Origin of the sequence: Pseudomonas asturiensis, from assembly GCF_900143095.1 — a bacterium.
GTDB classification, from domain to species: Bacteria; Pseudomonadota; Gammaproteobacteria; order Pseudomonadales; family Pseudomonadaceae; genus Aquipseudomonas; species Aquipseudomonas asturiensis.
On sequence record NZ_FRDA01000006.1, the window covers coordinates 1 to 19,052 of the forward strand.

Here is a 19,052-nt window from a genome sequence, read left to right on the forward strand (position 1 = left end):
CATTCTACAGCGTCCTCTGTATCTGTCAAGCGATTATTTTCTGAAGTTTTTCGTTTTTCCCGATCAACTTCAATCACTTGCGCTTCGACCAACTCTGCGCTGCTCGTCAGCGGGAGGCGAATTCTACAGCGTTACAACCGCGTGTCAAACTCTTTTTTCTCACCGCTGTCGATTCAAACAAACTCGACCTGCTTCCTCGCTGACCTCATCCGATAAACCCTTGTAACTCATTGAATCTCAAGGATTTTTCGTTTCCGTCTGCGCCGGAAGTGGGGCGAATTATAGACACATCACAGAGCGCGTCAACCGTTATTTTGAACTTTCTTCAGAAACCAGAGTAACGCGCCCAAAAGCCTTCTTCCCGGCCTGACAGACATGCGTAGAACCCAGCTTAAAGATAAAGCTGCGATCAACGACCTCACCATCTATACGCACACCACCGGAAGCCAACAGATCACGAGCAACGGCGGAGTTCTTTACCAGGCCTGCTTTATTAAGGACGGCCGAGATCGGCATATCTTCAGCAGCGCTGACGGAAATCTCCGGCAGATCGTCCGGCAGCTCACCTTCTTTCATACGGTTGCCCGCAGAACGGTGCGCATTGGCGGCCGCCTCTTCACCATGGAAACGAGCGACCAGCTCTTCTGCCAGCTTGATCTTGATGTCACGCGGATTGGCACCCGCCTCACAATCAGCCTTGAAGCCTTCGATCTCTTCCATGGAGCGAAAGCTCAGCAGCTCGAAGTAGCGCCACATCAGCGAGTCAGGCATCGACACCAGCTTGTTGTACATGATGCCCGGCGCTTCCTGGATGCCGACGTAGTTACCCAGGGACTTGGACATCTTCTTGACGCCATCCAGACCTTCGAGCAGCGGCATGGTCAGAATGCACTGCGGCTCCTGACCATACGCACGCTGAAGCTCACGACCCATCAGCAGGTTGAATTTCTGATCCGTACCACCCAACTCGACATCGGCGCGCAACGCGACCGAATCGTAGCCTTGCACCAACGGGTAGAGGAATTCGTGGATGGCAATCGGCTGACTGCCTTTATAGCGCTTGTCGAAGTCATCACGCTCCAGCATGCGCGCTACCGTGTACTGGGAAGACAGTCGAATGAAGTCTGCCGGACTGAGCTTGTCCATCCAGGTAGAGTTGAACGCGACCTCTGTCTTGGCCGGATCAAGGATCTTGAACACCTGAGCCTTATAGGTTTCTGCGTACTCCAGAACCTGTTCACGGGTCAGCGGCGGACGAGTGGCACTCTTGCCGCTCGGATCACCGATCATGCCGGTGAAGTCGCCTATCAGGAAGATGACCTGATGGCCCAGCTCCTGGAATTGACGCAGCTTATTAATAAGGACGGTATGACCCAGATGCAGATCGGGCGCCGTCGGGTCGAATCCGGCCTTGATGCGTAGCGGCTGGCCGCGCTTGATTTTGGCGACCAGTTCGGCCTCGACCAGGAGTTCATCCGCGCCGCGCTTGATCAGCGCCAGCTGCTCTTCAACCGACTTCATATCAGCCCCTAATTTAAAGGGAACCAACCATACAAGATCAGAGCCCAATTACAAGTTTTTGCCCAGCACTCACCTACGAATCAGGAAGGGATTCGTGGGAAGGGTTGCTTCGGGCAGGTTTTGGTTATATTTTATACAGTTATTTCATCTTCATCATGTCATTCATCTTTTCCTTTTCACCTTTTTCAAAGTCAAAATTACCTATGATAGACACACCGCCTAAAGCGCCCCCGCTTTATCCGAAGAGTCATCTGCTCGCTGCAAGCGGCATCGCCGCCCTGCTGAGCCTGGCTCTTCTGGTTTTCCCTTCCAGCGAAGTCGAAGCCAAACGTACCAATCTGGTTCTTGATCTGGAGATGCCGTCAGATCAGAACGCACAGGATCAAGACGCTCCAGACGCCGCCCAAGCCACACCTGAAAGCGCTGAATCGCCATTTGCACAGATCGATAACACTGAAGAACAGACTTCAGAAACGGCGAGCACTCAACCCGAAGCGAAGAAACAGATCCCTGAAGCGGTTAAAAACCCTAATCATCGGGAAGTGGTCGTCGCCAAGGGCGACACGCTGTCTACCCTGTTTGAAAAAGTAGGCCTTCCAGCCGCCACGGTTCATGAAGTACTGGCCAGCGACAAACAGTCCAAGCAGTTCAGCAAGCTGCAGAACGGTCAGGTCCTGCAGTTCGAGCTCACGCCTGATGGACAGTTGAAACAGCTGCACACAAAACTCAGCGAACTCGAAACCATCAGCCTGTCCAAAACGGCCGCAGGCTTCACGTTCAATCGCGAAGTCAGCAAACCCAACGTCCGTAATGCCTATGTCCATGGTGTGATCAACAGCTCGCTGTCGCAGTCGGCGCAGCGCGCAGGCCTGACCCACAGCATGACCATGGATATGGCCAACATCTTTGGCTACGACATCGACTTCGCCCAGGACATCCGCAAGGGCGATGAATTCGACGTCGTCTACGAGCAGAAAGTAGTCAATGGCAAGAGCGTCGGCACCGGCAACATTCTGTCGGCCCGCTTCACCAATCGCGGAAAGACCTACACCGCGGTCCGTTACACCAACAAGCAAGGCAACACCAATTACTACACCGCCGATGGCAACAGCATGCGCAAAGCGTTCATCCGTACTCCGGTGGACTTCGCCCGCATCAGCTCAATGTTCTCCATGGGCCGCAAACACCCGATTCTCAACAAGATCCGCGCTCACAAAGGTGTCGATTACGCAGCGCCACGTGGCACGCCAATCAAGGCAACCGGTGATGGCAAAGTGATTCTTGCCGGTCGTCGCGGCGGCTACGGCAACACCGTGATCATTCAACACGGCGATACCTACCGCACGCTCTACGGCCATATGCAAGGTTTCGCCAAAGGCGTACAAACCGGTGGATCGGTCAAACAAGGTCAGGTGATCGGCTATATTGGAACAACCGGCTTGTCGACGGGCCCGCACCTGCATTATGAATTCCAGGTCAACGGCGTACACGTCGACCCGTTGGGTCAGAAACTTCCGATGGCGGATCCGATCGCCAAGTCCGAAAAACAGCGGTTCATGCAGCAAAGCCAACCGTTGATGGCGCGTATGGACCAGGAAAAGGCCACCACGCTGGCCTCGAATAAAAGGTAATCCATGGCCTTCTTCTATATAGGTGTGATGTCCGGCAGCAGCCTCGATGGGATTGATATCGCCCTATTGGAGCAGGATGACCGACCAAGACTTCTGGCAACTCACTACATTCCCATGCCGGAAGACCTGCATGCGGAACTACTGAGCCTCTGCTCAAGCGGCACGGATGAGCTCACGCGAGCCGCCCTCGCCGAGCAGAAATGGTGTCGTCTGGTTGCCCAGGGTGTATTGACCCTGCTCAAGGAGCAGAACATGGTGGCCGGTCAGATCCGTGCCATCGGCAGCCATGGTCAGACCATCCGTCACGAACCTGCACGCGGCTTCAGTATCCAGATCGGCAACCCTGCGCTGCTCGCCGAGCTGACCGAGATCACAGTGGTAAGCGACTTCCGCCGTCGCGACATTGCGGCAGGTGGTCAGGGGGCCCCGTTGGTGCCTGCCTTCCACGAAGCCCTGTTCGATGACAACAAGGAGCATCGCGCAGTGCTCAACATCGGGGGGTTCAGCAACCTAAGCCTGATCGAGTCTGATCGCCCGGTTTCGGGTTTCGACTGTGGTCCTGGCAACGTATTGCTCGATGCCTGGATCCAGTCGCAACGCAATCAGAGCTATGACAAGGATGGTGCATGGGCGGCGAGCGGTCAGGTAGACGCAGCGCTGCTGAAAACCCTGTTGAGCGACCAGTTCTTCCTGACCAAGGGGCCGAAGAGCACCGGCCGTGAGGTGTTCAATCTTGGCTGGCTGCATCATCATCTGTTCCAGCTGCCGACCCTGGCGCCAGAGAATGTGCAGGCTACGCTGCTTGAACTGACTGCGCTTACCATTACCGAATCCCTGCAGTCAGCCCAGTCCAGCACCATGGAACTGCTGGTCTGCGGTGGTGGCGCTCACAACACTGCGCTGATGAACCGTTTGGCCGAGCTGCTACCCAATACCCGTGTCAGCAGCACAGCCAAATTCGGGGTTGATCCTGACTGGGTCGAAGCGATGGCTTTTGCCTGGCTCGCGCACTGCTGCCTGGAGAGCGTACCGGCCAATCGGCCAACGGTCACCGGCGCCAAGGGGCTGCGCGTGCTGGGCGCTATCTACCCCGCCTGATGTCGGACGCCAGAATGAAAAACGCCGCTCAATGAGCGGCGTTTTTCATGACTGCGATGCGTTGTCAGATCGAGAACGACGACCCACAACCGCAGGTAGTGGAAGCATTCGGATTCTTGATCACGAAGCGCGAACCTTCCAGCCCTTCCTGATAATCCACCTCGGCACCTGCCAGGTACTGGAAGCTCATTGGGTCGACCACCAGGCTGACGCCTTCGCGCTCGACGATGGTGTCATCGTCTGCGACGTCTTCATCGAACGTGAAGCCGTACTGGAAGCCGGAGCAACCGCCGCCGGTCACGAAGACACGCAGTTTAAGGCGATCATTGCCCTCTTCATCGACCAGAGACTTCACCTTGTGCGCTGCACCAGGGGTGAATTCCAAAGCCGTCGGAGTGAAGGATTCGACACTCATGTCAGATATCTCCCGGCGTTAAGCCGTCGTAATGCGTAATGACGGGCATTATCCGCTTGTCCTAGAAAATCGGTCAACTATTTGCAGAGCAGCGGCAAGCGAAGGTTATGTTCGCTTGCCGCCCGAGTCGGAACTTACGGCATCATCCCGGCATGAGACAGGCCCAGACGCTCGTCCAGACCAAACATGATGTTCATGTTCTGAACCGCCTGGCCTGAAGCGCCCTTGACTAGATTGTCGATAACCGACAGCACGACGACCAGATCGCCACCCTGCGGACGATGCACCGCAATGCGGCAGACGTTGGCACCGCGCACACTGCGCGTCTCGGGATGGCTGCCAGCTGGCATAACATCCACGAACGGCTCATCGGCGTAACGCTTCTCGAACAGCGCCTGTAGATCCACAGAGGTGTCAGTGACCGTTACGTACAGAGTGGAATGGATACCACGAATCATGGGCACCAGATGCGGAACGAACGTCAGGCCAACATCGCCGCCGGCTGCGCGGCGCAGGCCCTGGGTGATTTCAGGCAAGTGACGGTGACCTTTGACAGCGTACGCCTTGAAGCTTTCGTTGGCTTCCGAGTACAGCGAGCCGATGTTCAACCCGCGCCCTGCGCCGCTCACACCCGACTTGCAGTCGGCAATCAGCCGCCCGTTATCGGCAATGCCCGCTTCAAGCAGCGGCAGAAAACCTAGCTGAGTGGCGGTCGGGTAGCAGCCGGGCACCGCAATCAGGCGCGCCGTCTTGATCTGCTCACGATTGACTTCAGGCAGGCCGTAGACCGCATCTTTCAACAGCTCTGGGGCACCATGGGGCTGGCCGTACCATTTGGCCCACTCATCCGAGTCCTGCAAGCGGAAGTCGGCAGACAGGTCGATCACCCTGGTGCCGGCAGCCAGCAATTCGCCGGCGAGTGCGTGAGCGACACCATGCGGGGTGGCGAAAAACACGACATCACACGCGCCCAGTGTCTGCACGTCCGGGACGCTGAATGCCAGACCGTCGTAATGGCCTCGCAGGTTAGGGTACATATCGGCGACAGGAAGACCGGCCTCCGAGCGAGAAGTAATCACCACCACTTCAGCTTGCGGATGCTGTGCCAACAGACGCAGCAGTTCGACCCCGGTGTAACCCGTGCCACCGACGATACCGACCTTGACCATAACCTGCCCTCAACGAAACAACTGGAAAGCGGTCGATAATATGGGCCTATGGCCTCTGCGACAACCGACAACGTGACGTATGGACACCCAAGCCTCTACTATTCGGCCACCGTGAACCTGGGAATAACTAAAAATGCTCTATTTATGGATCAAAGCACTGCACATCATTTCAATGGTCTGCTGGTTTGCAGGTCTCTTCTACCTGCCACGGCTGTTTGTTTATCACTCGATGAGCGAAGACACCATCAGCCGGGACCGGTTCTGCATCATGGAGCGCAAGCTGTACCGAGGCATCATGGGACCCGCAATGATCGCGACCCTGATCTTCGGCGGCTGGCTGATCAGCTTCAACCCCAGCGGCTACTTCAGTCAGGGCTGGATGCACGTCAAGCTTACGCTGGTCGTGTTGCTGATCGGTTACCACCATGTCTGTGGCGCGCAGGTCAAACGTTTCGCCCGCGGCGAGAATGGTCGTAGCCATGTGTTCTACCGCTGGTTCAATGAAATTCCGGTTCTGATCCTGCTTGCCATCGTCATTCTGGTCATCGTCAGACCTTTCTGATCGCGGTGACACAGCCTGTAAAACAGGTGCCCCACGCGGCGGCGCCTGGTTCGCTCTCACTTCAAGACAAGGAAGCCCTGTATGGCCGATACCCACTTCAAAATCGTATTCGAAGGGCAGGTGCGCCCAGGCGTTGAACCCGAAGTGGCGAAAGCCAATCTCGCCAGGCTATTCAGTAGCGAAGCCGCTGCGGTGGAAAAACTGTTCAGCGGACACCCTGTCGCGCTCAAGCGGGGTCTGCCTCATGACGAGGCGGAGCGCTATGTGAACGCCCTCAATGATGCAGGCGTCGAAGCGCGGATCGAACCGGATCCAGCCATCAGCCTGAGTCTCAATAAAACAGAGGCTCAACCGTCCGCCTCGCCTTATGCCCCTCCAAAATCGCAGGTCGGAACGGAGTTTGCCGAGCCGTCCACGCTCAAGGTGTTCGGTATTCAGGGCCGTATCGGCCGTCTGCGTTATCTGGCGTGGATTCTGGTCCTTAGCGTGACCTTGTTACCGCTGTCGCTCATCACAGTCAGTTTCCTGACCCAGTCATTGGTGGCCGGCGGGCTGCTGTTCGCGGTTCTGCTGATGGCGTACGCACTCCTCGCCGCTCAAATGGGCATCAGGAGACTGCACGATATCGGCTGGTCGGGCTGGCTTTTACTGCTGAACCTTGTGCCCTTCGTGGGCAGCTTCTTTCCGATCCTGATGACGGCCATACCCGGCACCAAAGGCCCGAACAAGTACGGCGCCCCCCAGCCGCCTAACTCACGTGCAGTCAAGATATTGGCCGGACTGTGGGTCTTGTTGATTCCTCTGATTATTGTGGGCAGCCTTTCCGGCGGCGTGGATGCGATCAAGGACGAACTGGACGTTCAGACAGATGAGTACGAACAGTCCCTGCCCTACGACGACGAAGCAGAGCGGGACAGCGTTCAAACGAACGCTGCCGATGTGGAAAAATCGCCCGAAGACAACACCGAGAAGCAATAAAGGGCTCGCGGCCCGGTAAACTGCCGACCGCATTATGCTCAATGGAGAACTGCATGACCCGTTACGCCCTGATCACTGGCGCATCCAGCGGCATCGGCCTGGCCATGGCCGAGGCACTGGCGCGCCGTGGCCGCAGCCTTATTCTGGTCGCTCGCCAGCGGGATCAGCTGGAAACCATCGCGCTGGAGCTGACGCAGCGCTTTGGCGTGGAGGTGCTGTTTCGCGCATGTGATCTGGGCGAGCCGTTGCGTCTCTCCGGGTTTCTGCTTGAACTGGAAGACGGCGCGCATCAGATCGACCTCTTGGTAAACGCAGCGGGCATCGGCACCTGTGGCCCGTTTCTGGCCCAGGACTGGGGCGCGGAACAGGACCTGATCGACCTGAACATTTTGGCGCTCACACGCCTGTGTCATACCGTCGGCAACCTGATGGCGATTCAGGGCGGCGGGCAGATTCTCAATGTCGCGTCCGTGGCGGCGTTTCAGCCAGGTCCGTGGATGAGCACGTACTACGCGAGCAAGGCTTACGTCCTGCATTTCTCCGAAGGCCTGCGTGAAGAAGTGAAAAAAACCGGGGTCAAGGTGTCGGTACTGTGCCCTGGCCCGACCCGCACTGCGTTCTTCCGCACGGCGCAGCTCAAGGTCAACACCGAAAACATGATCAGTGCCGAAGAGGTTGCGCTCTACACCGTGCGGGCCCTGGCAAAGAATCGCGCCGTGATCATACCCGGCTGGCGCAACAGACTCTGGACGTTCAGCCCACGCCTCGTATCGCGCTGGGTGACACGGCAAATCAGCGGCTACATCAACAAGTCATGCTGCCCGCGCTGATCGACAAAGGGCTGGGCGGGGCCTGCCTCGCTCAGTACACTCGGTCGCATCGATAACCTGCAGATAATCATCAACCGACAAGGAGCACACGGCTGTGGATACTTTGTTCACCAGGATCATCAATCGGGAAATACCGGCAAAGATCATCTACGAAGACGATCAGGTGCTGGCCTTCCACGACATTGCCCCTCAGGCTCCCGTGCACTTTCTGGTTATCCCCAAAAAGCCCATCCGCACACTGAATGACCTGACCGAGGACGACAAAGGTCTGGCCGGTCATATCCTGTTCACGGCGCAGCGCCTGGCCAAGGAGCTGGGCTGTGAAGATGGCTTTCGTGTGGTCATGAACTGCAACGAGCTGGGTGGACAGACCGTTTATCACATTCACATGCACGTACTGGGTCAACGCCAGATGAACTGGCCGCCGGGCTGAGTCAGCCGTTGCGCAGAGTACGCCTTGCCAGGCTTGCACCCTGGAAGCCGGCAAGGCGGTACATGCCCAAACCCTCCCCTGCTGATTCGGGTAAACTGCCTTCCATGGACCCAACCGGAGGTGCCCATGGCTACCGAACGTCACTACTCCCCCATTGACCGTCTTTTACTGCAAGCCGATAGCGCGATGCGCACGCTGCTGCCGTCGAGCGGCCACTCGCAGCGACCGTCGCCTGCCATCGTGCAGCCTGATCGCACCATGAGCGATGTCGAAACGCGCCATGTCGCGGGTCTGATGCGCATTAACCATACCGGCGAAGTCTGCGCCCAGGCGCTGTATCAGGGGCAGGCATTGACCGCCAAACTGCCCAAGGTACGCAAAGCCATGGAGCACGCCGCCGAAGAAGAAATCGACCATCTGGTCTGGTGCGAGCAGCGTATTCATCAGCTTGGCAGCCACACCAGCGTGTTGAATCCATTGTTCTACGGCCTGTCCTTCGGTATCGGTGCAGCGGCTGGCATTATCAGCGACCGAGTGAGCCTTGGGTTTGTTGCAGCGACGGAAGATCAGGTCTGCAAGCACCTGAGCGAACACCTTGAACAGCTGCCGGCCGAAGATGACAAGTCTCGGGCGATCCTCGAACAGATGCTCAGCGATGAAGAGCATCATGCCGAATCTGCGCTGGAGGCAGGCGGTTTCCGCTTTCCGGCACCGATCAAGTTTGGCATGAGTATTCTGGCCAAAGTCATGACCAAGAGTACCTATCGCATCTGAGCGGATCGCACGCACAAAAAAGGCGCCTTTAAAAGGCGCCTTTTTCGTTGCGGCAGTCCGTGCCGGTCAATGCAGTTGCATTCAGACCGCTACGTTACGACCGTAGAAGATCTCGAGCATCTCGTGCTTGACCTTCGCGGTGACCTGTTCACGCTGTTCAGTGGACAGGTTGCTGGTCGCGTCGCCGAACAGGTAGTTGTCCAGTTCGAACTCTTTGAGCAGCATCTTGGTGTGGAACAGGTTTTCCTGGTACACGTTCACGTCGGTCATCTGGTAACCGTTGCGAGTGTCTTCGGACAGGTAGTTCTGGATCGAGTTGATCTCGTGATCGATGAAGTGCTTCTTGCCTTCCACGTCACGGGTAAAACCGCGCACGCGATAATCGACTGTCACGATATCCGACTCGAACTTGTGAATCAGGTAGTTCAACGCCTTGAGCGGTGAAATAACGCCACAGGTCGACACATCGATATCCACTCGGAATGTGGCAATGCCATCCACCGGGTGAATTTCCGGGTAGGTGTGAACCGTGATGTGGCTCTTGTCCAGGTGAGCCAGAATGGTTTCCGGCAGTGGACCTGGCGACTCTTCGATCTGGCTTTCGGTAGGCGTTACCGGCTGCTCGGAGATCAGAATGGTCACACTGGCACCCTGAGGATCGTAATCCTGACGCGCGATGTTCAGGATATTGGCACCAATGATATCGACAACATCGGTCAGAATCCGCGTCAGGCGTTCTGCGTCATACACACTGTTGATGTATTCGACGTACGCCTGCTGGTCCTGCGGGGTTTCCGCATAGCAGATGTCATAAATGTTGAAGCTCAAGGTCTTTGTCAGGTTATTGAACCCGTGGAGCTTGAGTTTGCTTTTCACCGTTAAAAACTCTCTATATGTGTGCGGCGCCAGCCGCGTGATCAAGCATGCCCGTCAGATGAGTCCGGCTCAGCTGCGTAGGACGGTTAACACCTCTTCGCGTTGGCGATTTTGGTTGTCTGCTCGGGCACAACAGCAGAAAACCCATGCATGCTGTGCCCTGAAAAAGTGGCGCATTATGCAGACGTCCGAAGCCGTCTGCCAGAGTGTGCGCCGTTTTTATGATCGTTGGATGTCTGGATGTCAGCCCAGCTCGACGATTTCATAATCGTGAGTGATCTTCACGCCCGCATTGCCAAGCATGATCGAGGCCGAGCAATACTTTTCTGCAGACAGCTCGATGGCCCGTTTGACCTGGGCTTCTTTCAGCCCTCGACCTTTAACGACAAAGTGCAAATGAATGCGGGTGAAGACTTTCGGGTCTTCGTCAGCGCGTTCGGCTTCAAGAAACGCCTCGCAACTTTCGACCGGCTGACGAGACTTTTTAAGGATGCTCACCACGTCGAAGTTGCTGCAACCGCCCAGACCGATCAGGACCATTTCCATGGGCCGAACGCCCAGGTTGCGACCGCCGCTTTCAGGCGGGCCGTCCATGACCACCACATGCCCGCTGCCGGACTCGCCGAGGAACATGGCTTCGCCAGCCCATTGGATGCGTGCCTTCATCGCCAAGACTCCACTGCTAAAAAAGGGTCGTCAGCTTAGCATAGGGCTGCTCTATCGCCCGGCTGCGTAAAGAAAAATGGGATATGTAGCTAATGTGTAGGAAGTTTCGTAAATTGAGCCCGCCATTCGTCGAAAAGCTGGCGAGATTGCAGGTGCAGCCGATACCTACAGGTATGCCATTTGGCGAAGGTCTTTTTTCGGAAGTTACGCATGGTCGCGATCACACTTACATCAAAAACAAAGAGTCTGGACAAGCTTCTTCCCCACGCACAACGTCGTCGCTGCGCAGCCAAAAGCAATATCATCAATGCCGGTGACAGTTCTGAGTCGTTGTTCTTGATTATCAAAGGGTCAGTCACGGTTCTGATCGAGGATGATGAAGGCCGGGAGATGATTATCGCCTACCTCAACAGCGGAGATTTCTTCGGCGAACTGGGTCTTTTCGAACAGCCCGGCCATGAATCGGTACGCAGTGCCTGGGTGCGCGCCAAGACCGAGTGCGAAGTGGCTGAAATCACTTACGTGAAGTTTCGTGAGCTGACTCAGCAGGAGCCGGAAATCCTTTACGCCCTTGGCAGCCAGATGGCGGATCGCCTGCGCAACACCACACGCAAGGTGGGCGACCTGGCGTTTCTGGATGTCACCGGACGCGTGGCCCGTACGTTGCTGGACCTGTGCAGGCAACCGGATGCCATGACCCATCCTGATGGCATGCAGATCAAGATCACCCGTCAGGAAATCGGACGCATCGTGGGGTGTTCGCGGGAAATGGTCGGACGCGTACTCAAGGCTCTGGAAGAGCAGAGCCTGATCAACGTCAAGGGCAAGACCATGGTGGTGTTCGGCACGCGCTGATCGCAGCCTGTCACAACCGCGCGAGCAGTTGCCGGTAGGATCGGATCAGACGCTCAAGGACATCATCCTGGGCAAACACTTCCTGCAGGGCGATGTGGCTTTCAGCCCGAACCCTGGCATCCAGTTCGCACAGCTCATTGAAGCGATTGACCGCAGCCACCATGGGCACACGCTCGTTCTCCAGCAGCAAGGCGGCATGGGCCAGTACGACGGGCCGTGATCCACCCTGACTCTGGCGCCAGCGCTGGGCCGTTCCGACCATCTTGCGACCGTTGAGGTTGACGTTGAAGCGACCGTCACAGAACGCACCTTCGACCTCGCCCAGCGAAGCCTGCCCTCCCAGCTCCACCAGCAGATCGAGAATGGGCTGACACAGGCGTCGATAGGCCGTCTCGATCCGGTCGCGATCCACGTCAGTTGATGGCTGCGCGTAGACCAATGCGATGTTCACCGTAGCCGATGACTGTGGCACCGGCTCACCACCGGTTTCTCGCAACAGAATCGGCCAACCGTTATCGGACAGCGTTTCACTGGCTTCGACAAAGCCCGGCAAGCGGCTCATGCGTCGCGGCATGACCAGCGCCCGATCATTGGGCCGCCAGAACAGCAACCCGTGATCGGACTCACCCGCCCCGACCGAGGCCAGCAGATCCTGCTCAATCTGCAGGCCTTTTTCCACACAGATATCGATGATCGAGTCCGACATGCTGGGCCTCTGGGTCATGGTCGGTCTGACCGCTGTCAGTCGAGCGTCGAGCCGCTCACCGGGCTGCCACGCTCAGGGAAGAACAGACGCTGCAATTCGGTTCCCGGATGTTCGGCGCGCATGAACGCCTCGCCCACCAGAAACGCGTAGACGTCACTGATTTCCATCAACTCGACGTCCGCGCGATTGAGGATGCCGCTTTCGGTGATCACGATCCGGTCGCGAGGAATGCGCGGCAGCAGGTCCAGCGTGGTTTCCAGACTGACGTCGAAGGTGTGCAGGTTGCGGTTATTGATACCGACCAGCCGAGTGTCGAGGGTCTTGAGCGCGCGTTCAAGCTCGTCGCCATCGTGCACTTCGACCAGCACATCCAGCCCGACGCCCTTGGCGACGGCAGCCAGCTCCGCCATCTGCCCATCGTCCAGCGCAGACACGATCAACAGGATGCAGTCGGCGCCCAGAGCACGCGCCTCGACGACCTGATAAGGGTCAATCATGAAATCCTTGCGGATCACCGGCAAATTGCAAGCTGCACGCGCTTCGCGCAAGTACGCATCAGCACCCTGAAAGAAATCGACGTCCGTCAGGACTGACAGGCAGGTTGCGCCACCCGCCTGATAACTTCTGGCAATGTCTGCCGGCAGGAAGTTTTCGCGGATAACGCCCTTGCTCGGCGAAGCCTTCTTGATCTCTGCGATGACCGCAGGCTGTTTCTTTTTGACCTGCGTGATCATGGCATCGGCAAAGCCTCGTGGCGCGTCGGCCGCAGCGGCTTGCTGCTCCAGTTCCGCCAGGCTGACGATGGCGCGACGAGCCGCGATTTCCTCGGCCTTACGGGCGAGAATCTTTTCCAGTACGGTTGGTACGCTCATCCTTCATTCTCCTGTTTGAACACTGCCGTGAAGGCGCCCAACTCTTCCAGTTTTTCCCGCGCAAGGCCGGTGTGCAACGCATCATGCGCCAGTGCCACGCCTTCTTTCAGGCTGGTGGCATGGTCAGCGGCATAAAGCGCAGCGCCGGCATTGAGCACAATCATTTCAGCCGCTTTCTGGCCGTTCTCGGTCTTGCGACGCCCCAGTGCATCACGAATCAGCTCGAGCGAGGCCGCCGGACCTTCGACCGCCAGCCCATAAAGGCTCTGGCTCTTGATGCCCAGGTCTTCAGGCTGCACCCAGTATTCGGTCACTTCGCCGTTCTTGAGTTCCGCGACAAAGGTCGGAGCGGCCAGGCTGAACTCATCCAGCCCATCCTGCGAATGCACCACCAGCACATGCTTGCTGCCCAGTCGCAGCAGCACTTCGGCCAGCGGACGGCACAGCGCCTGATTAAACACTCCCACAACCTGGTGGCGGACACCCGCCGGATTCGTCAGCGGGCCGAGCATGTTGAACAGGGTGCGCAAGCCCAGATCACGCCGAGGGCCGGCAGCATGCTTCATGGCGCGATGGTGAGACTGGGCAAACATGAAGCCGATGCCGACGCTGTCAATGCAGCGCGCGACCTGGACCGGCGTCAGGTTCAGGTAAACGCCCGCCGCCTCCAGCAGATCAGCACTGCCGCTCTTGCCCGAGACTGCACGGTTGCCGTGCTTGGCCACGGTGCAACCCGCTGCCGCGATCACAAAGGCTGAGGCCGTCGAGACGTTGAAGATGTTGGCGCCGTCGCCGCCGGTGCCGACGATATCGACAACCCCTTCCAGGGTTTGTAACTCGACCTGGTCGGCCAGTTCACGCATGACCGACACCGCGCCGACGATCTCGTCGATGGTCTCGCTCTTCATGCGCATGCCCATCAGAAACGCACCGATCTGCGATTCGGTGCATTGCCCGGTCATGATCTCGCGCATGACGTCACGCATCTCGTCAGTGGTCAGGTCCAGCTGGTTGACCACGCGGTTCAGCGCGCTTTTGATATTCATGGGGGTATTCATAAAAAGTCCTTAACCCTGACGACTGCCGCCGCGCTGCTTGAGGAAATTGGCGAACAGCTCGTGGCCCTGCTCGGTCAGGATCGACTCGGGGTGAAACTGCACCCCTTCGACGTTCAGTGTCTTGTGACGCAGGCCCATGATTTCATCGACCGAACCGTCGTCGTGTGCCGTCCATGCGGTCACTTCCAGGCACTCTGGCAGCGTGTCCAGCTTGACCACCAGCGAGTGGTAACGCGTGACGACCAAAGGATGGTTCAGACCCTCGAACACGCCCTGGTCTTCGTGGATGACCGGGCTGGTCTTGCCGTGCATGACCTGACGCGCACGCACCACGTCGCCGCCAAACGCCTGACCAATGGACTGATGCCCCAGGCACACACCCAGAATCGGCAATTTGCCCGCGAAGTGATTGATCACCTCCAGCGAGACACCGGCTTCATTGGGTGTACAAGGACCCGGCGAGACAACGATACGCTCAGGGTTCAAGGCTTCGATCTGGGCGATGGTCAGCTCGTCATTGCGGATGACCTTAACGTCGGCACCCAGTTCACCCAGGTACTGCACGACGTTATAGGTAAAGGAATCATAGTTATCGATCATCAGCAGCATTTTGCTATTAGCCTTTTGAATTTACTGACTTTGTTCATGCCTTCAGATCGCCACTCGCTCAAGCATCCGCCTGTTCAGCCGCATCGAATGACGTGACAGTGGCGGGAGAACATGACGAATTGAAGACATACAGGTGCGGATCCGGCAGGGCCGGCAAGGAAATAGTCAGGCGCGCCAACGCCAGCGGGCGTGAGCCTTGATAACGCGCATCAAGAGTTTGCTGACAATCGTCACGGAAGGGGTCTCATCGGTACGTTTCGGGACATTAGCGTACCCGGCTGCACGGTGCAATATCATTGTACGATAGCGAAAGGCTATTCATGGATGTGAAAAGTACCGAAAGCGCACACGTGCTTTTCCATGAATGGACAGACGGGGCTGCATAATTTACCTCAGTGATAGGCCAACCACTGGGCGGTAACTTTCGATAGCGCTGGCGGTCATGAAGAGGCTTGCTACGTTTCCTAGACAGAATAAAAACACAGGAAAGGATCTTTTCTCATGATCACGACATCAAGGCGCTGGCCCTTTGCGGCCTGTCTGCTTTCGCTGGCCTGCAGCACGGCCGTTGCCGCGCCCTACTCGACCATGGTGGTGTTCGGCGACAGTCTGGCCGACGCAGGGCAGTTCCCCGACACCGGCGGGCCTGCCGGTTCCACCCTGCGCTTCACCAACCGCGTCGGTCCGACGTACCAGGATGGCAGCGGCGAGGTCTATAACCTCAACTCTTCAACACTCATCGGCAGGATGCTCAATGTACCCGCTGGCGATCTGGCAGCCTCGACCTCGCCGGTCAATGCCGCGCTGGGCTTGCCAGATGGCAACAACTGGGCGGTGGGCGGCTATCGGACCGACCAGATTCTGGATTCGATCACGACGCGATCCGACGCGGTGACGCCCATCACCAATGGCTCGCAGACCGTCCTGCGCAGCCGGACCGGCTATCTTCCGGCCAACGGACTGCGCGCTGACCCTAACGCGCTGTATTACCTGACCGGGGGCGGCAACGATTTTCTGCAGGGTCGTGTGTTGAGTGCCGGCAGCGCCGCACAAGCTGCCAATCAGTTGGCTGACAGCGCGCAAGCCCTGCAACAGGCCGGTGCACGCTACATCATGGTCTGGTTGCTGCCGGATATCGGTAAAACGCCAGCCTTGAGTGGTTCGCCACTGGCTTCGGCAACTTCAGCACTCAGCGCGGGTTTCAATCAGCAACTGGTCAGCCGACTGGCACAGATCAATGCTCAGATCATTCCGCTGAACGTTCCGTTGCTGATCAATGAAATCCTCGCTGAACCGGCACGTTTCGGGTTCGACTCCAACGAAAACCTGGTCAGCACCTGTTTTAGCGGCGACAGCTGCCGGGAAAGCACTACCAACGGCAGGTCCAGTGCGACACCGAATCCGAGCCGGTTGTTCTTCAATGATCGCGTCCACCCGACCGAAGCCGGCCAGCGCTTGCTGGCCGACTATGCGTATTCATTGCTGTCGGCGCCTTGGGAAATCACCCTGCTGCCTGAAATGGCCAACAGCACCTTGCGTGCTCATCAGGACGAGCTGCATGCCCAGTGGCTCAGCGACTTCGGCAACTGGCAGGCGGTGGGTCAGTGGCAAGGCATTCTCTCGGCGGGCGGTCAGAAGCTCGACATCGATGCCCAGGACACTTCTGCCGATGCTGACGGCAAGGGCTACAGCCTGACCATTGGCACCAGCTACCGTTTCGCCGAGAACTGGCGTACAGGCGTAGTTGCCGGCGCCTATCGACAGAACCTTGAGGCAGGCCCAAGAGACTCGGACTACAAACTCAACAGCTACATCGCCACTGCGTTTCTGCAGTATCAGGCCAATCACTGGTGGGGCGATCTGGCAGCGTCCGGCGGCAAGCTGGATTACGAAAACGCCGAGCGCAAGTTCGCGCTGGGCGTGAGCGAGGGTCAGGAGAAGGGCGATACCGAGGGTGAGCTGTGGGCGGTGAGCGCACGCGTCGGTTTCGACATTGCGGGCATGGCCAGCCGCTGGCACCTGTCACCCTTCATCAGCGCGGACTATGCGCACATCGATGTGGACGGCTACTCAGAGGAAGGCGCTCGCTCGACGGCCCTGACCTTTGGCGATCAGACACGCAAGTCAAAACGCGCAGGCGTAGGCTTACAGGGCAAGTTCGACGTCACGCCTTCGACTCAGCTCTGGGGAGAAGTGGCGCGTGAACGGGAGTTCGAAACCGATCAGCAGAACGTGAGAATGTCACTTAACAGCGTGCCATCCATCGACTTCACGCTGGACGGCTACACCCCGCAACGCAACCTCAACCGAGCCACAGTGGGCGTCAGTCAGAAACTCACTCAGGACCTCACGCTGCGCGCCAACTACAACTGGCGCAAGAATGATGACGTGACCCAGCAAGGCGCGAACGTGGCGTTAAGCCTGAATTTCTGATCGGAGGTCGGTTCCCGGTCGTTCCTGCACAGCGCGCAGGAACGATCAGCAACATTCGGTCAGGCGGAGCGAACTGAACAGCTCACTCCCCTGCTGTCTGCTCCGCCAGCGCCACGGCACGGAACATTGCACGACGTTTGTTGAGGGTTTCTTCCCACTCCAGCGCCGGGACAGAGTCCGCCACAATCCCGCCGCCGGCCTGCACATGCAGCTCGCCGTTCTTGATCACAGCGGTGCGAATTGCGATGGCAGTGTCCATATTGCCGTTCCAGGCAAAGTAACCCACTGCCCCGCCATACACGCCGCGCTTGACCGGTTCCAGCTCGTCGATGATTTCCATGGCGCGAATCTTTGGTGCGCCCGACAAGGTGCCCGCTGGCAGAATCGCCCGCAGTGCATCCATTGCCGTCAGGCCTTCTTTCAACTGACCGGTGACGTTGGAAACAATGTGCATCACATTGGAATAACGCTCGATGACCATCTTCTCGGTCAGCTTGACCGTACCGACTTCCGAAACACGACCCGTGTCGTTGCGGCCTAGATCAATCAGCATCAGGTGCTCGGCAATTTCCTTGTCATCGGACAGCAGGTCTTTTTCCAGCGCAAGGTCAGCCTCTTCGTTGGCACCACGCGGGCGTGTGCCAGCAATCGGACGTACCGTGATCAGATTGTCCTCGACCCGCACCAGCACTTCCGGCGAACTGCCGACGACATGGAAGTCACCGAAGTTGAAGAAGTACATGTAAGGCGTCGGGTTGAAGCAACGTAGCGCCCGGTACAGATCGATGGGCGCGGCCTTGAAGTCGATGGACATGCGTTGCGACGGCACAACCTGCATCACGTCGCCCGCCAGGATGTACTGCTTGATGGTATCGACCGCAGCTTCGTAATCGTCCTGCGTGAAGCTTGAACGAAACACCGGATCAGGCGCAGGCGGTCGATCCAGGTCCAGGCCACGACGCGGCGTGATGGGCTGGCGCAGTTTGTCCATCAGCTCATCGAGCTGCTTGCGACCCTGCTCGTAGGCGTCCTGTAGCGCCGGATCGACCAGCACGATGGCGTGCATCTTGCCCGCCAGATTGTCGAACACCACGACCGCATCGGACACCATCAGCAGGATATCGGGCACGCCCAGCGGATCCGGGTTCGGACAGTTCGCCAGACGCTTCTCGACGTACCGCACGCAGTCATAACCGAAGTAGCCCACCAGCCCGCCGTTGAAGCGCGGCAGACCGGCAATGGTCGGCACGTTGTAGCGCGCCTTGAAGGCTTCGACGAACGCCAGCGGGTCTTCGGCTTCATGGCTCTCGATCTCGACGCCATCATGGGTAATGCTGACGCGATGACCGTGCACGCGCATCACGGTGCGGCATGGCAAACCGATGATCGAGTAACGCCCCCATTTCTCGCCGCCCTGCACCGACTCCAGCAGATAAGAGTTCGGCTGGTCAGCCAGCTTCAGGTAGATGGACAGCGGCGTGTCAAAGTCGGCCAGGGTTTCGCGGGCAAGCGGGATGCGGTTGTAGCCGTCAGCGGCCAAACGCAGGAATTCTTCACGGTTCATGA

The 19,052-nt window shown here is 57.9% G+C and carries 19 protein-coding genes; 9 read left to right on the plus strand and 10 right to left on the minus strand.

The genetic code is table 11. The annotated features are described in order from the left end of the window. Nucleotides 1-309 precede the first annotated feature (309 nt). Complete coding sequence (gene tyrS, locus BUB69_RS12270; RefSeq protein WP_073166802.1) at nt 310-1,521, minus strand: tyrosine--tRNA ligase; 1,212 nt, start codon at nt 1,519-1,521, stop codon at nt 310-312. A 203-nt stretch (nt 1,522-1,724) separates the two neighbouring features. Between tyrS and BUB69_RS12275 the strand changes: the two genes are divergently transcribed. Next, complete coding sequence (locus tag BUB69_RS12275; protein ID WP_073166805.1) at nt 1,725-3,152, plus strand: peptidoglycan DD-metalloendopeptidase family protein; 1,428 nt, start codon at nt 1,725-1,727, stop codon at nt 3,150-3,152. A gap of 3 nt (nt 3,153-3,155) precedes the next feature. Next, nucleotides 3,156-4,250 (plus strand): anhydro-N-acetylmuramic acid kinase, encoded by a 1,095-nt coding sequence (locus BUB69_RS12280; protein ID WP_073166809.1) that lies wholly within the window; start codon nt 3,156-3,158, stop codon nt 4,248-4,250. 64 nt (nt 4,251-4,314) lie between these two features. On the opposite strand, the gene erpA is transcribed toward BUB69_RS12280, so the two are convergent. Further along, the gene (gene erpA / locus BUB69_RS12285; protein ID WP_004885454.1) at nt 4,315-4,665 is read right to left on the minus strand and encodes an iron-sulfur cluster insertion protein ErpA; all 351 of its coding nucleotides are present in this window, start codon (nt 4,663-4,665) and stop codon (nt 4,315-4,317) included. A 134-nt stretch (nt 4,666-4,799) separates the two neighbouring features. Next, on the minus strand, nt 4,800-5,834 hold the full coding sequence (gene argC, locus BUB69_RS12290; protein ID WP_073166812.1) for an N-acetyl-gamma-glutamyl-phosphate reductase: 1,035 nt from the start codon (nt 5,832-5,834) through the stop codon (nt 4,800-4,802). A gap of 133 nt (nt 5,835-5,967) precedes the next feature. Between argC and hemJ the strand changes: the two genes are divergently transcribed. The 5 genes from hemJ (at nt 5,968) to coq7 (ending at nt 9,411) form a co-directional block, all read left to right on the plus strand. Further along, entirely contained in the window at nt 5,968-6,396 is a 429-nt protein-coding gene (gene hemJ, locus BUB69_RS12295) for a protoporphyrinogen oxidase HemJ (protein WP_073166816.1), read from the plus strand. A gap of 81 nt (nt 6,397-6,477) precedes the next feature. Then, a complete protein-coding gene (locus BUB69_RS12300; protein ID WP_073166819.1) occupies nt 6,478-7,374 on the plus strand; it encodes a DUF805 domain-containing protein in 897 nt (298 codons plus the stop codon). Nucleotides 7,375-7,427: 53 nt separating this feature from the next. Continuing rightward, nucleotides 7,428-8,204 carry an SDR family NAD(P)-dependent oxidoreductase gene (locus tag BUB69_RS12305; RefSeq protein ID WP_073166823.1) on the plus strand — a complete coding sequence of 259 codons (777 nt, stop codon included), beginning with the start codon at nt 7,428-7,430 and terminating at the stop codon, nt 8,202-8,204. A 94-nt stretch (nt 8,205-8,298) separates the two neighbouring features. Beyond that, nucleotides 8,299-8,637, plus strand: coding sequence for a histidine triad nucleotide-binding protein (locus tag BUB69_RS12310; RefSeq protein WP_073166827.1), 339 nt, complete (start codon nt 8,299-8,301; stop codon nt 8,635-8,637). Nucleotides 8,638-8,763: 126 nt separating this feature from the next. After that, nucleotides 8,764-9,411, plus strand: coding sequence for a 2-polyprenyl-3-methyl-6-methoxy-1,4-benzoquinone monooxygenase (gene coq7, locus BUB69_RS12315; RefSeq protein WP_073166829.1), 648 nt, complete (start codon nt 8,764-8,766; stop codon nt 9,409-9,411). A gap of 81 nt (nt 9,412-9,492) precedes the next feature. Here the strand turns inward: coq7 and speD are convergent, their stop codons facing one another. Continuing rightward, nucleotides 9,493-10,287 (minus strand): adenosylmethionine decarboxylase, encoded by a 795-nt coding sequence (gene speD, locus BUB69_RS12320; RefSeq protein ID WP_004885441.1) that lies wholly within the window; start codon nt 10,285-10,287, stop codon nt 9,493-9,495. Between the two features lie 243 nt (nt 10,288-10,530). Next, entirely contained in the window at nt 10,531-10,953 is a 423-nt protein-coding gene (locus BUB69_RS12325) for an OsmC family protein (protein ID WP_024687686.1), read from the minus strand. Between the two features lie 210 nt (nt 10,954-11,163). Here BUB69_RS12325 and crp point away from each other — a divergent pair, with 210 nt between their 5' ends. After that, nucleotides 11,164-11,808 carry a cAMP-activated global transcriptional regulator CRP gene (crp, locus tag BUB69_RS12330; protein WP_073166833.1) on the plus strand — a complete coding sequence of 215 codons (645 nt, stop codon included), beginning with the start codon at nt 11,164-11,166 and terminating at the stop codon, nt 11,806-11,808. A gap of 10 nt (nt 11,809-11,818) precedes the next feature. Here crp and BUB69_RS12335 read toward each other — a convergent pair whose 3' ends face one another. Genes BUB69_RS12335 through BUB69_RS12350 form a run of 4 tightly spaced genes read right to left on the minus strand, consistent with a single transcriptional unit; the run spans nt 11,819 to nt 15,053 of the window. After that, nucleotides 11,819-12,514 carry a lipoate--protein ligase family protein gene (locus tag BUB69_RS12335; RefSeq protein ID WP_073166836.1) on the minus strand — a complete coding sequence of 232 codons (696 nt, stop codon included), beginning with the start codon at nt 12,512-12,514 and terminating at the stop codon, nt 11,819-11,821. A gap of 35 nt (nt 12,515-12,549) precedes the next feature. Continuing rightward, on the minus strand, nt 12,550-13,386 hold the full coding sequence (gene trpC / locus BUB69_RS12340) for an indole-3-glycerol phosphate synthase TrpC (protein ID WP_073166840.1): 837 nt from the start codon (nt 13,384-13,386) through the stop codon (nt 12,550-12,552). Next, the gene (gene trpD / locus BUB69_RS12345; RefSeq protein ID WP_073166843.1) at nt 13,383-14,432 is read right to left on the minus strand and encodes an anthranilate phosphoribosyltransferase; all 1,050 of its coding nucleotides are present in this window, start codon (nt 14,430-14,432) and stop codon (nt 13,383-13,385) included. Before trpD ends, trpC begins: the two co-directional genes overlap by 4 nt. A gap of 21 nt (nt 14,433-14,453) precedes the next feature. Then, nucleotides 14,454-15,053, minus strand: coding sequence for an aminodeoxychorismate/anthranilate synthase component II (locus BUB69_RS12350; RefSeq protein ID WP_073166847.1), 600 nt, complete (start codon nt 15,051-15,053; stop codon nt 14,454-14,456). Nucleotides 15,054-15,554: 501 nt separating this feature from the next. On the opposite strand from BUB69_RS12350, the gene estP reads away from it, so the two are divergent. Next, nucleotides 15,555-17,486 (plus strand): esterase EstP, encoded by a 1,932-nt coding sequence (estP, locus tag BUB69_RS12355; RefSeq protein WP_073166849.1) that lies wholly within the window; start codon nt 15,555-15,557, stop codon nt 17,484-17,486. Between the two features lie 82 nt (nt 17,487-17,568). Here estP and trpE read toward each other — a convergent pair whose 3' ends face one another. Next, nucleotides 17,569-19,050 carry an anthranilate synthase component I gene (gene trpE / locus BUB69_RS12360; protein WP_073166852.1) on the minus strand — a complete coding sequence of 494 codons (1,482 nt, stop codon included), beginning with the start codon at nt 19,048-19,050 and terminating at the stop codon, nt 17,569-17,571. Nucleotides 19,051-19,052 lie beyond the last annotated feature (2 nt).

Excerpts from the sequence above, each read along its gene's own strand:
- tyrS (WP_073166802.1), bottom strand. The coding sequence starts at position 1,521 with ATGAAGTCGGTTGAAGAGCAGCTGGCGCTGATCAAGCGCGGCGCGGAT.
- BUB69_RS12275 (WP_073166805.1), top strand. The coding sequence starts at position 1,725 with ATGATAGACACACCGCCTAAAGCGCCCCCGCTTTATCCGAAGAGTCAT.
- BUB69_RS12280 (WP_073166809.1), top strand. The coding sequence starts at position 3,156 with ATGGCCTTCTTCTATATAGGTGTGATGTCCGGCAGCAGCCTCGATGGG.
- erpA (WP_004885454.1), bottom strand. The coding sequence starts at position 4,665 with ATGAGTGTCGAATCCTTCACTCCGACGGCTTTGGAATTCACCCCTGGT.
- argC (WP_073166812.1), bottom strand. The coding sequence starts at position 5,834 with ATGGTCAAGGTCGGTATCGTCGGTGGCACGGGTTACACCGGGGTCGAA.
- hemJ (WP_073166816.1), top strand. The coding sequence starts at position 5,968 with ATGCTCTATTTATGGATCAAAGCACTGCACATCATTTCAATGGTCTGC.
- BUB69_RS12300 (WP_073166819.1), top strand. The coding sequence starts at position 6,478 with ATGGCCGATACCCACTTCAAAATCGTATTCGAAGGGCAGGTGCGCCCA.
- BUB69_RS12305 (WP_073166823.1), top strand. The coding sequence starts at position 7,428 with ATGACCCGTTACGCCCTGATCACTGGCGCATCCAGCGGCATCGGCCTG.
- coq7 (WP_073166829.1), top strand. The coding sequence starts at position 8,764 with ATGGCTACCGAACGTCACTACTCCCCCATTGACCGTCTTTTACTGCAA.
- BUB69_RS12325 (WP_024687686.1), bottom strand. The coding sequence starts at position 10,953 with ATGAAGGCACGCATCCAATGGGCTGGCGAAGCCATGTTCCTCGGCGAG.
- crp (WP_073166833.1), top strand. The coding sequence starts at position 11,164 with ATGGTCGCGATCACACTTACATCAAAAACAAAGAGTCTGGACAAGCTT.
- BUB69_RS12335 (WP_073166836.1), bottom strand. The coding sequence starts at position 12,514 with ATGTCGGACTCGATCATCGATATCTGTGTGGAAAAAGGCCTGCAGATT.
- trpC (WP_073166840.1), bottom strand. The coding sequence starts at position 13,386 with ATGAGCGTACCAACCGTACTGGAAAAGATTCTCGCCCGTAAGGCCGAG.
- trpD (WP_073166843.1), bottom strand. The coding sequence starts at position 14,432 with ATGAATATCAAAAGCGCGCTGAACCGCGTGGTCAACCAGCTGGACCTG.
- BUB69_RS12350 (WP_073166847.1), bottom strand. The coding sequence starts at position 15,053 with ATGCTGCTGATGATCGATAACTATGATTCCTTTACCTATAACGTCGTG.
- estP (WP_073166849.1), top strand. The coding sequence starts at position 15,555 with ATGATCACGACATCAAGGCGCTGGCCCTTTGCGGCCTGTCTGCTTTCG.
- trpE (WP_073166852.1), bottom strand. The coding sequence starts at position 19,050 with ATGAACCGTGAAGAATTCCTGCGTTTGGCCGCTGACGGCTACAACCGC.